The 13,120-nt window shown below is 72.2% G+C and carries 11 protein-coding genes; 6 read left to right on the forward strand and 5 right to left on the reverse strand.

The window, feature by feature from the left end; all coding sequences use genetic code 11:
• The first annotated feature begins 11 nt into the window (after nucleotides 1-11).
• The 3 genes from ABGA99_RS28890 (at nucleotide 12) to ABGA99_RS28900 (ending at nucleotide 3,398) form a co-directional block, all read left to right on the forward strand.
• A complete protein-coding gene (locus ABGA99_RS28890) occupies nucleotides 12-1,013 on the forward strand; it encodes an ATP-binding cassette domain-containing protein (RefSeq protein ID WP_347578220.1) in 1,002 nt (333 codons plus the stop codon).
• Nucleotides 1,010-1,882 carry an ABC transporter permease gene (locus ABGA99_RS28895; protein WP_347578035.1) on the forward strand — a complete coding sequence of 291 codons (873 nt, stop codon included), beginning with the start codon at nucleotides 1,010-1,012 and terminating at the stop codon, nucleotides 1,880-1,882. The genes ABGA99_RS28890 and ABGA99_RS28895 overlap by 4 nt, the downstream gene beginning before the upstream one ends.
• Before the next feature lie 235 nt (nucleotides 1,883-2,117).
• The gene (locus tag ABGA99_RS28900) at nucleotides 2,118-3,398 is read left to right on the forward strand and encodes an MFS transporter (protein ID WP_347583781.1); all 1,281 of its coding nucleotides are present in this window, start codon (nucleotides 2,118-2,120) and stop codon (nucleotides 3,396-3,398) included.
• On the opposite strand, the gene ABGA99_RS28905 is transcribed toward ABGA99_RS28900, so the two are convergent.
• Entirely contained in the window at nucleotides 3,303-3,878 is a 576-nt protein-coding gene (locus tag ABGA99_RS28905; RefSeq protein ID WP_347583754.1) for a hypothetical protein, read from the reverse strand. The genes ABGA99_RS28900 and ABGA99_RS28905 overlap by 96 nt on opposite strands.
• Before the next feature lie 166 nt (nucleotides 3,879-4,044).
• Here ABGA99_RS28905 and ABGA99_RS28910 point away from each other — a divergent pair, with 166 nt between their 5' ends.
• Nucleotides 4,045-4,605 (forward strand): TetR/AcrR family transcriptional regulator, encoded by a 561-nt coding sequence (locus ABGA99_RS28910; protein WP_347583755.1) that lies wholly within the window; start codon nucleotides 4,045-4,047, stop codon nucleotides 4,603-4,605.
• A 46-nt stretch (nucleotides 4,606-4,651) separates the two neighbouring features.
• On the opposite strand, the gene ABGA99_RS28915 is transcribed toward ABGA99_RS28910, so the two are convergent.
• The 3 genes from ABGA99_RS28915 to ABGA99_RS28925 all read right to left on the reverse strand — a co-directional run bounded on the left by ABGA99_RS28915 (nucleotide 4,652) and on the right by ABGA99_RS28925 (nucleotide 8,767).
• The gene (locus ABGA99_RS28915) at nucleotides 4,652-5,476 is read right to left on the reverse strand and encodes a DUF2470 domain-containing protein (protein ID WP_347583756.1); all 825 of its coding nucleotides are present in this window, start codon (nucleotides 5,474-5,476) and stop codon (nucleotides 4,652-4,654) included.
• 8 nt (nucleotides 5,477-5,484) lie between these two features.
• Nucleotides 5,485-6,498 (reverse strand): ABC transporter substrate-binding protein, encoded by a 1,014-nt coding sequence (locus ABGA99_RS28920; protein WP_347578040.1) that lies wholly within the window; start codon nucleotides 6,496-6,498, stop codon nucleotides 5,485-5,487.
• A gap of 178 nt (nucleotides 6,499-6,676) precedes the next feature.
• Nucleotides 6,677-8,767, reverse strand: a complete 2,091-nt coding sequence (locus tag ABGA99_RS28925) for a PhoX family phosphatase (protein WP_347578041.1) — start codon at nucleotides 8,765-8,767, stop codon at nucleotides 6,677-6,679.
• A gap of 183 nt (nucleotides 8,768-8,950) precedes the next feature.
• Here ABGA99_RS28925 and metG point away from each other — a divergent pair, with 183 nt between their 5' ends.
• Nucleotides 8,951-10,567, forward strand: coding sequence for a methionine--tRNA ligase (gene metG / locus ABGA99_RS28930; protein WP_347583757.1), 1,617 nt, complete (start codon nucleotides 8,951-8,953; stop codon nucleotides 10,565-10,567).
• Nucleotides 10,568-10,612: 45 nt separating this feature from the next.
• On the opposite strand, the gene ABGA99_RS28935 is transcribed toward metG, so the two are convergent.
• The gene (locus tag ABGA99_RS28935) at nucleotides 10,613-11,395 is read right to left on the reverse strand and encodes a helix-turn-helix transcriptional regulator (protein ID WP_347583758.1); all 783 of its coding nucleotides are present in this window, start codon (nucleotides 11,393-11,395) and stop codon (nucleotides 10,613-10,615) included.
• 158 nt (nucleotides 11,396-11,553) lie between these two features.
• Here ABGA99_RS28935 and ABGA99_RS28940 point away from each other — a divergent pair, with 158 nt between their 5' ends.
• On the forward strand, nucleotides 11,554-12,978 hold the full coding sequence (locus ABGA99_RS28940; protein WP_347583759.1) for an MFS transporter: 1,425 nt from the start codon (nucleotides 11,554-11,556) through the stop codon (nucleotides 12,976-12,978).
• Nucleotides 12,979-13,120: the final 142 nt, after the last annotated feature.

Consider the following 13,120-nt stretch of genomic DNA (forward strand, 5'->3'; position numbering starts at 1 on the left):
AGAAGAAGCACATGACTCACGACTCGTCCGGCCTGGCGATCGAAACGTCAGGACTTGTGAAGGTGTTCGGCGAGACCCGCGCGGTGGACGGCGTCGACCTCGCCGTCCCCCGCGGCACCGTCTACGGCGTCCTCGGCCCCAACGGCGCCGGGAAGACCACCACCGTGAAGATGCTCGCCACTCTGCTGCGCCCCGACGGCGGCGAGGCCCGGATCTTCGGCAAGGACGTCGTCCGCGACGCCAACGCCGTACGTTCCCGGGTCAGCCTCACCGGCCAGTACGCCTCCGTGGACGAGGACCTGACCGGCACCGAGAACCTGGTGCTGCTCGGCCGCCTCCTCGGGCACAGGCCCGCGGCCGCGCGGGTGCGCGCCGCGCAGTTGCTGGAGGCGTTCGGCCTGAGCGAGGCGGCGGCCAAGCAGGTGAAGAACTACTCGGGCGGCATGCGGCGGCGCATCGACATCGCCGCGTCCATCCTCAACACCCCCGACCTGCTCTTCCTCGACGAGCCGACCACCGGCCTCGACCCGCGCAGCCGCAACCAGGTCTGGGACATCGTCCGCGCGGTCGTCGCCCAGGGCACCACCGTCCTGCTCACCACCCAGTACCTGGACGAGGCGGACCAGCTCGCCTCCCGGATCGCGGTCATCGACCACGGCAAGGTCATCGCCGAGGGCACCAAGGGCGAGCTGAAGGCGTCCGTCGGCGCCGGTTCCGTCCACCTCCGGCTGCGCGACGCCGCGCAGCGCGCGGAGGCGGTCGCCCTGCTGGAGAGCGCGCTCGCCGGCGCCCAGGTGCAACTGGAGCCCGACCCCGTCGCGCTGACCGCCCGCGTCGGCAGTGGTGACAACGGCAAGGGGGCCGCCGCCCAGGCCGCCGCCGCGCTGGCCGAGCTGGCCCGCGCGGACATCACCGTCGACAACTTCTCGCTGGGCCAGCCCAGCCTGGACGAGGTCTTCCTCGCCCTCACCGACCGCCCGGCCGGTGCCGAGACCCAGGAGGCAGCAGCATGAGCACCGCGACCGAGACCCAGACCACGGCCAAGTCCCAGGCCGATGCCGAGGACCTCGCGCCGGTCACCACCGAGAGCCTGGCGGAGCTGCTGGTCTCCAAGGAACGGCCACCAACGCCGAGTCCGTGGTCGGCCTCCGTGACGTTCGGCTGGCGCGCCGTGCTGAAGATCAAGCACGTGCCGGAGCAGCTCTTCGACGTCACCGCCTTCCCGATCATGATGGTGCTGATGTACACGTACCTCTTCGGGGGTGCGCTGGCCGGCTCCACCTCGGACTACCTGCAGTACCTGCTGCCGGGCATCCTGGTGATGAGCATCGTCATGATCACGATGTACACGGGCGTCTCCGTCAACACCGACATCGAGAAGGGCGTCTTCGACCGCTTCCGCTCGCTGCCGATCTGGCGCCCCGCGGTGATGGTCGGCTACCTGCTGGGCGACATGCTGCGCTACCTCATAGCGTCGGTGGTGATGGTCGGGGTCGGCCTCATCATGGGCTTCCGCCCGGACGGCGGCGTGGTGGGAGTCCTCGCGGGGGTGGCGCTGCTGATCGTCTTCTCGTTCGCGTTCTCGTGGATCTGGACGATGTTCGGCCTGCTGCTCCGCACGGAGAAGTCGGTCATGGGCGTCAGCATGATGGTCCTGTTCCCGACGACGTTCCTCAGCGACATCTTCGTCGACCCGTCGACGATGCCGGGCTGGCTCCAGGCGTTCGTCAACAACAACCCGGTGACGCACCTCGCGTCCGCGGTCCGCGAGCTGATGCACGGCGAGTGGCCGGGCTCGGACATCGCGTGGACGCTGGGCTGGGCGGGCGTGATCGTGGCGGTCTTCGGCCCGATCACGATGCGCCTGTACGCCAGGAAGTAACGCGACGCGGAGCACGACCGGGCCCGCCCCCTTCCCGACCGGAAGGGGGCGGGCCCGGTCATGTCCGCCTCCTCGTCTGCTAAGTTCGGCCGCATGTTCCTCCTCCGTGCATAGGAGCGGTGCCGCCGCGCCCGTCGGGCGTGGCCGTATGCCGCCCATGCACACCTCGGAGCGCTCTTGCGCCGCGCTCCCTTCACCGAGGAACGTCACCATGTCTGCGCCGTCATACGCGGCTGTGCTGCGCATCCCCCATGCCTCCCGCACCTTCGGTGCCGCCCTGCTGGGGCGGCTGTCGTACGGGATGGTCCCGCTGTCGCTGCTGCTCTCCGTCAAGGACGCCACCGGGTCGTACGCCGCGGCGGGGGCCGCCATGGCGTGCTTCGGGGCCACCAGCGTGACCCTGTCCCCGGTACGGGCCGGGTTCATCGACCGGCACGGCCCGCGGCGGGCGCTGCCGCCGATGGCCGCCGCGTACGCGGTGCTGCTGGCGGCGCTGGGCCTCGTCACCGCGGGCGGCGGCGCGGGCGCCGCGGGGCTGACCGCGCTGGCGGCGGCGGCCGGGGCGTCGACGCCGCCGCTGGGTCCCGTGATGCGGGTGCTGTGGAGCGACCTGGTGCCGCCGGGGCTGCTGCCGCGCGCGTACAGCCTGGACTCGGTCGCCGAGGAACTGCTGCTGGTGACGGGGCCGTTGCTGGTGGGCGCGATCGTGACCGTGGCGCCGGCGACCGTGGGCCTGGGGGTGGGCGCGGGCCTGATCCTCGGCGGCACGCTGGCACTGGTCACGTCGCCGGCGGCGGGCGCCGGGAAGGGTTCCCGCGCCACGACGGGCAGGGCAGCGGGCCCCACTCCGGGAGTCCTGCGCGGAAACCGTCCGATGAAGCAGGCGGTCATCGGGGTGGCCGGGGTGGGGGTGTGCCTGGGGGCGCTGCACCTGCTCGTCGTCGCCTTCGCCGACGAGCACGACGCCGCGGGCCTGGTGCCCTGGATCCTCGCCGCGATGTCCGCGGGCAGCGCCGTCGGCGGGCTCGCCTACGGGGCCGTCGCCTGGCGCGCACCCGGCACCCGCCGGCTGCCGGTGCTGGCGGGCGCGTTGGGCCTGCTGCTCGCCGCCACGGGCCTGGCCCCGCACCCGTACGTCCTCCTCGGCTGCGCCGCCCTGTTCGGGGTCTTCGTGGCACCGGGCATCACGACGGCGTACCTGATCGCGGAGGAGTCGGCTGCCCCCGACTCCCGTACGAAGGCGGGCGCCTGGGTCAACACCGCCCTCAACGCCGGCTCCTCCACGGCCACCGCCGCCACGGGCCTCCTGATCGACAACGCGCCCCTCCCCCTGTGCTATGCCCTGGCCGCCCTCCCGGCGGTCCTGGCGGCAGCCGCCCTCGCCCTCGCCGGCCCTCAGCCCCGGCTCGCGCCCGCCAAGTCACGTCGCCTCGGCCGCGCGGCGGTGGAGGCGGGTCGCCGAGATGAGGAAGAAGACGCCGCCCAGCGTCGCGTAGCCGGCGAGGGAGGTGAGTGAGTCCGCCCCGTCGGCCGTCATGAGGAAACGGGCACCCGCGAGGGTGGAGATTCCACCGCTGAGGATCATCGCCCACTGGCCACCGAGCCGGTAGCGCGAGAGTGCGACGGCCAACTGGACGATGCCCGCGGTGATCGCCCAGGCACCCCACACCCGCAGGACGTCCGGGATGTCCGAGGCGACGGCGGCAGCCAGTCCTACGGCGGTGAGCAGACTCAGGGCCATGTTGACGCGAAGCAGGGCTCGCGGTCGGGCACCCGGGGTGCGGAAGTCGACCACGGCTGCCACGACGTCGAAGACCGGATAGATCACCAAGAGGGCGACACTCGCCGGGTTGAGGGTCGAAGCGGTGAGTGCGACCAGGACCGCCCAGATCACGGCGAACCCGAAGCGGACGTAGTACAGGTTCCGCAGCCGGTCGGTCGCGCCGGCGGTGTCTTTCGCGATGCCGGTACGGCCGGTCTCGATGGAGCTCGACATCTTGTCTCTCCCCTGGTTGGAAGCAAGGAACGATCCCGACCCTACGAGATAGAACGGTCGGTACACCTGAGCGTGAAGCACCCTCTGTTCTCTTGTCAAGACCGACCGTTCTATCTGCTAATCTCGAAGGAGCGTCTCAGGAGGCGGAATCCCGGGAGGGAAGCGGATGTCGGAAGCACGGACCCGGCTGCTCGACACGGCCAGCGGGCTGTTCTACGCCGAAGGTCTGCACGCCGTCGGGGTCGACCGCATCATCGCCGAGGCCCAGGTCACCCGCGCCACGCTCTACAGGCACTTCCGGAGCAAGGACGACCTCCTCGTCGCCTACCTGACGCAGGTCGACGAGGCGATCCGGGCACGTGTGAACGCCGCACGTGACCAGGGTGCCTCTCCCGAGGAGGCCATCCGGATCATCGGCCGGGGGATCGCCGACGACATCCGGCGCGACGGCTTCCGGGGATGCGCGTTCCTCAACGCCGCCGCCGAGTACCCCGATCCGGACCATCCGGTCCACCAAGCGGTCCTCACGCACCGGCGGTGGTTCCTGGACACCGTCACCGGACTCTTCACCGACACCGGAAAACCCGACGCGGAGCCCGCCGGCCGGCACTTCGTCATGATGCGGGACGGCGCCATGGCCGCGGGCTGCCTGACCGATCCGGAAACCGTCGGTGAGACATTCCTGCGCGGGGTCGAGGGGCTCCTCACGTACCGCAGCTCTCTGTAGGCCGCGGTTCTCCGTCAGCCGGCTCCGATCGGGAACGACTGCCCAGCTACCTGCCCCGGCGGGGGCCGCGACGGGGGCAGTGGTGGGCGGCGTAGAGGAGGGTCTGGATGGCCGGGCCCGCTTCGGCGGGGTCGGTGAGGGGAGTGGCGAAGGGCAGGCGGGTGTCGTGGTGGATGCGGGGGTGTTCCAGGCGGAGCGTCAGGCCGTGGCGGTCCAGCGCCAGGGGGTGGACCCGGACCACGCCGTGCAGCGCGGACGGGCTGAGCAGCCGGGTCAGGGCGTCGACCGCGTTGCGGTGGGAGTCCGCCAGGTGCAGCAGCATCGCCGACTCCTGGACCGCCAGCGGGTCGGGCGCGGCCGCGGCCAGTTCGTCCAGGTCCACGACCGCCGCCCCGGGGTCCTCCGTGCCGGCTCCCGCCGTGACCACCAGCGCCTCCGCCGGGTCGAAGCCCAGCACCAGCCGGTCCGCCTCCGGCTGCGCCCGCTCCGGCGCCAGCCATCCGGTGAGCATCACCCGGGCCCGTACCCGGTCCCGTACCTCCACCGGCGCGATGTCCGTCAGGTGCAGCCGCACCGGCAGGTCGCCCGTCGGGGCGCAGACCACCCGGGCCGCGAGCGCGCTGTCCGCGGGCGGGCGCAGTCGCAGCAGCGGCCCGCCGGGGCCGGGGGCCGCGGTGTGCAGGCCCACCAGGTCGCAGCGGAAGCCGTCGGTCTCCAGCGTCAGCGAGCCGGCGGTCGCCAGGATCGTGCGTACCCGCTCGGCGGGCGTCGGGGCGGCCGGGCCGGCGCCGGCGCCCGGGCCTGTGCCGGTGTCGGTGCCTGTGTCGAGGCCCGTGTCGGTGTGCGGGCGTACGTCCTCGGGGAAAGCCATGCCGCTCCTCAGCCGAGCTTGTCGGCGTTCTCGATGGCGTCGGCCAGCCGCTCCAGCACGGGCGCGAACCCGCGGTAGCTGTAGCGCTCCTCCATCGACCAGGGCGTCGTCTGCCCGGCCTCGACGGCCGGGAGCCGGTTCCAGGTGGGCTTCTCGGCGAGCGCCGCGGGCGTCATGGCCTGCGTGCGGTTGTCGACCATGATCAGGTCGGCGTGGTACTTGTCGGTGTTCTCCCAGCTCAGGAACTCCCAGAAGCCGAACTCGTCGGACTTCTTCCCCGCCACCACGTCCACCCCGAGGTCCCGGAAGTAGTGCAGGTCGGTGTACGAGCCGGGGACGGCGACGTACATGTTGTCCTGGTCGCCGGTCATCGCCAGCACCTTGATGCCGCGTTTCGCCTTCGCGACCGAACGCAGCCGGTCCTCGGCGTCCTTGAAGCGCTTCTTGTCGGCCGCGGCCCGCTCACCGGTGGTGTCGCCGCCGAGCGCCTTCGCCAGTTCCTCGTACCGCCGCAGCGGCTCCCTGAGGCTCGTGTGCGCGCCCTTGATGCCGATCGCGGGGGCGAGCGCGAAGATCTTCTTCCGGCTCTCCTCCGGGACGAACCACAGGTCGGGCGGCGGGAACATGTTGCTGATCAGCAACTCCGGGCCGAGCGAGGCGTACTTCTCGACGTTGAACTCGCCCCACGCCTCGCCCAGGCTCTCCAGCCCGGCCGGATCCAGCTCGCCCGCCTGCGGGTTGGGCCTGCCGTCGATCGGCTCGCTCGGGCCGAAGATCGCGGTGCAGGTCACGCCGTAGTCGTACAGCGCGGCGGCGGAGCTGACGAACGCGACGAGCTTCTCCGGGTGGCGGTCGGTCGCGGCCTTCTCGCCGCGGTCGTCGGTGAAGGACCAGCCGCCGCCGGAGCCGCCGCTCGCCGTGTCGCCGCCGCAGGCGGCGAGGAGCGCGCCGAGGCCGAGTGCGCCGGCCGAGGTGAGCAGGGTGCGGCGGGAGAGCGGGGTGGCGGGTGCGGTGGTGGGCAAGGCTGGGTTCCCCTCGGTCGATCGACTTAGGTGAGGCTAACCTAATATGCTCGACCGGGGAACCCGGGCCCGCGGCCCCGCGGCACGCCGACACGTGCGCGCGGAGCCGCCGACCCGTCGAACCGGAGGTTCTGCTACGGGACCGAAGGGTGTATCGGGGTCACCTGCTGGAGAAGCTTCAGGCCCCGATGCGCCCGCCCCCGGTGCGCCAGACGTTGACGACCGCCGGGCGGTTCGGCTTGCCGGGGCCGTCGGGCCACGCGGAGCCCGGGTTCTCGTACGACGCGCCGTCGACCTCGCCCGGGTGCTGCACCGCCACCAGCACGCGGTCCTCCTGTACGACGGGGCCGCAGGTCTCCGCGCCCGTCGGCATGCTGAGGAACTGCTTCACCTGGCCCTCGTAGCGGCCCGTGGTCGCCACGCCGAACAGCCCGTCGTGGTTGCCCAGCGCGTTGCCGTCGGTGGAGATCCACAGGTTGCCGTACGGGTCGAACGCCACGTTGTCCGGGCAGGAGAGGGGGCTGACCTTGTCCTTCGGGAAGCCCGCGAAGTACGTCGAGGGGTCCGACGGGTCGCCGCAGACCAGGAACAGCCGCCAGTCGAAACCGGTCGACGCCGGGTCGTCGCGCTTCTCGGTCAGCTCCAGGATGTGCCCGTGCTTGTTGGCGTTGCGCGGGTTGGCCTCGTCGGCCTTGGCGTTGGTGCCGGTGCCGCGGTTGGTGTTGTTCGTCAGCGCGACGTACACCTTGCCGCTGTTCGGGCTGGGCTCCACGTCCTCCGGGCGGTCCATCTTCGTCGCGCCGGCCTTGTCGGCGGCGAGGCGCGTGAAGACGTAGACCTCCTCGGCGGTCATGCCGGGGACGAAGCTGCGGTCGCCGCTGGCCAGCTTGATCCACTCGCCGGAGCCGTCGAACTCGCCGTCCGCCGGCAGCTTGCCGCTGCCGTCGATCTCGGCGGCCGGGCTGTCGCCGGTGAGCTTGGCGACGTACAGCGTGCCCTCGTCGAGCAGCGTCATGTTGTGGGCGCGCGCCCAGCGGCTGTCGCCGCGCACCATGCGCTTGTCGGAGACGAACTTGTAGAGGTAGTCGAAGCGCTCGTCGTCACCGGAGTACGCGACCGCGCGGCCGTCGCGCGTCAGCCGGATGCTGGCGCCCTCGTGCTTGAAGCGGCCGAGCGCGGTGTGCTTGACGGGGGTCGAGTCCGGGTCGTACGGGTCGATCTCCACGACCCAGCCGAAGCGGTGCGACTCCTGCGGCTCCTTGACGACGTCGAAGCGGTCGTCGAACTGCTCCCACTTGCGCTGCGAGGCGCCGCCGGCGAGGCCGTAGCGCGCGAGGCGCTGCTTGGCGACGGGGTCGGTGACGGAGCCGGCGTTGGCGAAGTACTGGTTGAAGTTCTCCTCGCCGGAGAGCACCGTGCCCCACGGGGTGGTGCCGCCGGCGCAGTTGTTGAGGGTGCCGAGCACGCGCCGCCCGGTGGCGTCCGCGGAGGTCTTGAGCAGGTCGCTGCCGGCGGCCGGGCCGCGCAGCTCGAACTCGGTGGTGGCGGTGATCCGGCGGTTCAGCGGGTGCCGCGACACGGCGCGGAGGCTGCCGCCGTCCTTGCCCCGGCCGTGCTCCTCCTGGACGGCCACGACGGACATGCCGTGTGCGGCCCAGCCGATCTCGGCCTGCTCGCGGGTGACGTTCTCCGGGTCGTACCCGGGGAACATGAGCTGCTCGTCGGTGTACTCGTGGTTGGCCACCAGCAGTTGCCGGTCGCGCTCGCCGCGCAGCGGCAGCAGGGTGAGGAAGTCGTTGTTGTAGCCGAACTGGCCGGCCTGGGCGGCGGCCGTCTGGCGGGCCGGGTCGAAGGCGGGGGCGCCGCGCAGGACGGGGTCGCCCCAGGCGATGACGACGTTCTGCTCGTAGCCGTCGGCGACGGTGACGGTGTCGTCGGTGTTGGGCGCGACCGCGTCGAAGCGCAGGCCGCGGGCGGCGTCGCCGCCGTTGCCCGGCCCGCGGCCGAAGGTGCCGGCCGGCGAGGTCGGCGCGGCCGTCGCCGGGGCGGCCCCGACGATCCCCGCGCCGGCCGCCACCACGGTCACCGCGGCACCGGCGCGCAGCGCCCCGCGGCGGGAGACGGCGCGGGCGACGATGTCGCCGGCGTACTCGTTGTCGCTGGTGTTCGGAACCTCGTGGAAGCAGGCGTCGCCACAGCGGTAGCGACAGGTCATGGCCGAGCGCCCGCCCGGGTGCGGCGAGCCGATGAGCGGCAGAAGTCTGCGCACGATCCCCTCCGGATTCTGTGAGTTCGCGCCGGACGCTAGGCGCGTAGTCCCGCCGGGGAGCGAAGCGGACCTGAACTCCAGGTGAACCCGCGCCGGGGGGCATATGCGCGGCGTACGAGGAGCGGTTGGTCACCGTACGTAATCGGATGAGTGCGGTGGTCCGCGGCCGTTAGGATTTCGACCATGGCGGCCACTGGAGAAGAGCAGCAGGGGACGAAGGCGTTCTACGTCTCGACCCCCATCTACTACGTGAACGACGCTCCGCACCTGGGCCACGCCTATACGACCGTCGCAGGCGACGTGCTCACCCGCTGGCACCGCCAGCGCGGTGAGAAGGTGTGGTACCTCACCGGCACGGACGAGCACGGTCAGAAGATCATGCGCACCGCGGAGGCGCACGGCGTCACCCCGCAGGAGTGGTGCGACAAGCTCGTGGAGGAGGCGTGGAAGCCCCTCTGGGAGCACCTGGAGATCGCGAACGACGACTTCATCCGCACCACGGAGAAGCGGCACACGGACCGGGTGCAGGAGTTCGTCCAGGACCTGTACGACAAGGGTGAGATCTACCAGGGCGGCTACGAGGGTCCGTACTGCGTCGGCTGCGAGGAGTACAAGACCCCCGGCGAGCTGCTCGACGGCGAGGGAGAGTACGCGGGCCTGAAGCTCTGCCCGATCCACAAGACGCCGGTGGAGATGCTGAAGGAGGAGAACTACTTCTTCAAGCTCTCCGAGTACGGCCCCAAGCTGCTGGAGTTCTACGAGGCCAACCCCGGCTTCGTCCAGCCCGAGTCGGCCCGTAACGAGGTCGTCAACTTCGTCCGGCAGGGCCTCAACGACCTGTCGATCTCCCGCTCCACCTTCGACTGGGGCGTGCGGGTGCCGTGGGACGACAAGCACGTGATCTACGTGTGGATCGACGCCCTGCTCAACTACGCGACCGCCGTGGGCTACGGCGCGGACGAGGCGAAGTTCGCGGGCACCTGGCCGGCGGACGTCCACCTCGTCGGCAAGGACATCCTCCGCTTCCACGCGGTGATCTGGCCCGCGATGCTGATGGCCAACGGGCTTCCGCTGCCGGGCAAGGTCTTCGCCAACGGCTGGCTGATGGTCGGCGGCGAGAAGATGTCGAAGTCCAACCTGACCGGCATCAAGCCGCAGGACCTCACGGACCACTTCGGCGTCGACGCGTACCGCTGGTACTTCCTGCGGGCCATCCAGTACGGCCAGGACGGCTCGTTCTCCTGGGAGGACTTCACCCACCGCTACACCAGCGAACTGGCCAACGACTTCGGCAACCTGGCGTCCCGCGTGGGTGCGATGACCGTCAAGTACTTCGACGGCGGCCTCCCCGCGGCCCCCGCCGCGGGCGCCGCGGAGCAGGTGATCGTCGACGGCCTGGCGCACGCGGCGGCGGAGGCGGACCGGCGGATCGGCGACGAACTGGACTTCGCCGGCGGCATCGCGGCGGTCTTCGACTTCATCAAGAAGGTCAACCTGTACCTGACGGAGCAGGAGCCCTGGAAGGTCGCGAAGGACCCGTCCGACGAGGCCCGGGCCCGGCTGGCGACGATCCTCTACACGGCCGCGGAGGCCCTCCGCGCGGTGGCGGTCCTCCTGCACCCGGTGATGCCGCGGACCTCCCAGGAGCTCTGGGCCTCCCTGGGCGCGGAGCCGGCCCTCGGCCCGCTGGCGGACCAGCGGATCGCGGAGGCCGCCGAGTGGGGCCGCCTCCCGGCGGGCGCGCGGGTGACCAAGGGCGCGATCCTGTTCCCGCGGCTGGAAGAGCCGAAGCAGTCCTGAGCGGTACGGGCCCGCCGCCCCGCCGGGCGCCGGGCCCGGCCGTGATCACCCACCGGGGATACGCGGCGCCTCGCCGTTGAGGTAGCGGCCCGGGGGGGTGCCGACGGTCCGCCGGAACGCCGCGAGGAAGGCGCTCGGCGTCGCGTAGCCCACGGTGTGCGCGACCCGGGAGACGGGCTGGCCCTCGGCGAGGAGCGGCAGGGCGGCCCGCAGCCGCACATGGGTGCGCCAGCGGTCGAAGTTCATGCCGGTGTCGTGGACGAAGAGCCGGGTCAGGGTGCGCCGGCTCACCCCGGCGTCCCGCGCGTGGGCCTCCAGACTCCTGGGGTCCGCGGGGTCGGCGAGCAGCGCGTCGGCGACGGCGCGTACGCGGTCGTCGGAGGGACTCGGGACGTCGATGGGGGTGGCCGGCAGCGGGCGCAGGAGATCCAGGACGACCGCCTCGGCCCGCAGCCGCGCGTCGTCGGGAAGGCTCTCGTCGCCGAGGTGGACGAAGAGGTGGGCCAGTAGCCCGTCGACGCCGACCGGCGTGGGTTCCGTCCAGTCCAGCCCGCATCTGTCCGGCGCGAAGTAGAGGCTGCACAGCACCGCGTCGCGGGTCGCCCCGGTCCGGTGGACGACCCCCGCGGGCAGCCACAGCGCCCGGGTGCGCGGCAGGACCCAGTACGCATCGCCGACGGCGACGCCGAGCACACCGCGCCGCGCCCAGGCCAACTGGTGCTGCGGGTGGCTGTGCGGGACGAACCACTGGCCGGACGCCAGCGGGAAGGTCCCGACGACGATGGCGCCCACGCCGACCGGGACGGCCCCGAAGACGGCATCGGTCATGTCTCCCAGCCTATGTCCCCAACGCGACATGACATGGCCCTGTAGCGCATCGCGGCCGTCTCGGCGGGTGTCTAGCGTCGTCGTATGCCGATCACATCTCCGCGCCACGGGCGCCACCGCAGTGGGTACCGTCCGTCCCAGAGCACGGGACGCCCGGCATGACGGCGGTGTCGACCGCGGTCGGCGCCCAGGCCCTCGGACGCCGCGGACCGGCCCTGGTCGTCCTGTGCTTCGTGCAGTTCATGCTCGTCGTGGACGACAACGTGGTGAGCGTCGCGCTCCCCAGCATGCGCGACGACCTCGGCTTCAGCACCGCGGGCCTGGCATGGGTCGTCAACGCCTACTTCCTCGCCTTCGGCGGGCTGTTGCTGCTGTTCGGCCGCATGGCCGACCTGCTGGGCCGCAGACGTGTCTTCCTGGCCGGCGTGACCCTGTTCGGTGCGGCGAGTCTGGTCTGCGGGCTCGCGCAGGAGCCCTGGCACCTGGTGGCCGGGCGGTTCGTCCAGGGTGCGGGAGCGGCCATGGCCAGCCCCGCCGCGCTGGCGCTGATCGCGCTCCTGTTCCCCGGTACCCGGGAGCGCGCCCGGGCGTTCGGCGTCTGGGGCGGCATCGCGGGTCTGGGTGGCACGGCGGGTCTGGTGATCTCCGGCGCGCTGACCGGCCTCGCGTCCTGGCGCTGGATCTTCCTGATCAACCTGCCGGTGGCGCTGGCGGCCGTCGTGCTGCTCCCGCGCCTGGTCCCCGAGAGCCGGGCCGGGCGCGTGGCGCGCCTCGACGTACCCGGTGCGGTCCTGGGCACCGGTGCGCTCGTGTCGCTGGTCTACGGGCTGCTGCGGGCCGGCGAGTCGGGCTGGGGCGACCCGGGCGCGGTCGGGCCCCTGGCGCTCGCCGTCCTCCTGGCCGGCGCCTTCGTCGGGGTCGAGGCACGCACCGCCGAGCCGCTGGTGCCGTTGTCGTTCCTGGCCGTCCGGATCCGCGCCGTCGCCAACGGGACGACCCTGCTGTTCTCCGCCGCCATGTACGCGATGGCCTTCCTGCTGATGGTGCACCTGCAGACCGTGCTGGGCTACCGCCCGCTGACGGCCGGCCTCGCCTACCTGCCGTACGGCGCCGGCATCCTCATCGGCATGTGGCTCTCCTCCCGGGCCGTGAGGAGGCTCGGCACGCGGCCGGCCCTCGTCCTGTCGTTCCTGCTCGCCGCGGCCGGGCTGCTGCTGCTCTCCGGGGTCGCACCGCACGACGGCTACGCCTCCGGGGTCCTGCCGGGCATGCTCCTGACCAGCCTCGGGTGCGGACTGAGCCTGCCCGCCCTGACCGTCGCGGCACTCACCGGCACCACGGGGGAGAACGCCGGGCTGGGCTCGGCCGTCCTCAGCTCCGTCCAGCAGGTCGGGGGCGCGGTGGGGGTGGCGGTCTTCGTCGGACTGGCCACCCGCCGCCGCGACGAGCCGACCGCGGGGCACGACCCCCTGCACACGGCGACCGAAGGCTTCTCCTTCGCGCTCACCACGGCTGCCGCACTCCTCGCGCTCGGCGCCGTCCTCATAGCCGCGCTGCTCCGCGGTCCGGCCGTCAAAGCCTGATGGACTGGGGAGGCATCTCCTCGCCGCGGCTGCTCAGCAGGGTGCGGGAGTTCCGGCGGACCGCGGGCGGAGTGGACAGTGCCGTGGTCCGCACCTGCGGCGACCGCATCCGCGCAACCGTCCGAGGGAGCGTCACGTGACA

The organism is Streptomyces sp. B5E4, assembly GCF_039871555.1.
Taxonomy (GTDB): Bacteria; Actinomycetota; Actinomycetes; order Streptomycetales; family Streptomycetaceae; genus Streptomyces.

Excerpts from the sequence above, each read along its gene's own strand:
- ABGA99_RS28915 (WP_347583756.1), bottom strand. The coding sequence starts at position 5,476 with ATGGCTTTCCCCGAGGACGTACGCCCGCACACCGACACGGGCCTCGAC.
- ABGA99_RS28910 (WP_347583755.1), top strand. The coding sequence starts at position 4,045 with ATGTCGGAAGCACGGACCCGGCTGCTCGACACGGCCAGCGGGCTGTTC.
- ABGA99_RS28895 (WP_347578035.1), top strand. The coding sequence starts at position 1,010 with ATGAGCACCGCGACCGAGACCCAGACCACGGCCAAGTCCCAGGCCGAT.
- ABGA99_RS28940 (WP_347583759.1), top strand. The coding sequence starts at position 11,554 with ATGACGGCGGTGTCGACCGCGGTCGGCGCCCAGGCCCTCGGACGCCGC.
- metG (WP_347583757.1), top strand. The coding sequence starts at position 8,951 with ATGGCGGCCACTGGAGAAGAGCAGCAGGGGACGAAGGCGTTCTACGTC.
- ABGA99_RS28935 (WP_347583758.1), bottom strand. The coding sequence starts at position 11,395 with ATGACCGATGCCGTCTTCGGGGCCGTCCCGGTCGGCGTGGGCGCCATC.
- ABGA99_RS28890 (WP_347578220.1), top strand. The coding sequence starts at position 12 with ATGACTCACGACTCGTCCGGCCTGGCGATCGAAACGTCAGGACTTGTG.
- ABGA99_RS28905 (WP_347583754.1), bottom strand. The coding sequence starts at position 3,878 with ATGTCGAGCTCCATCGAGACCGGCCGTACCGGCATCGCGAAAGACACC.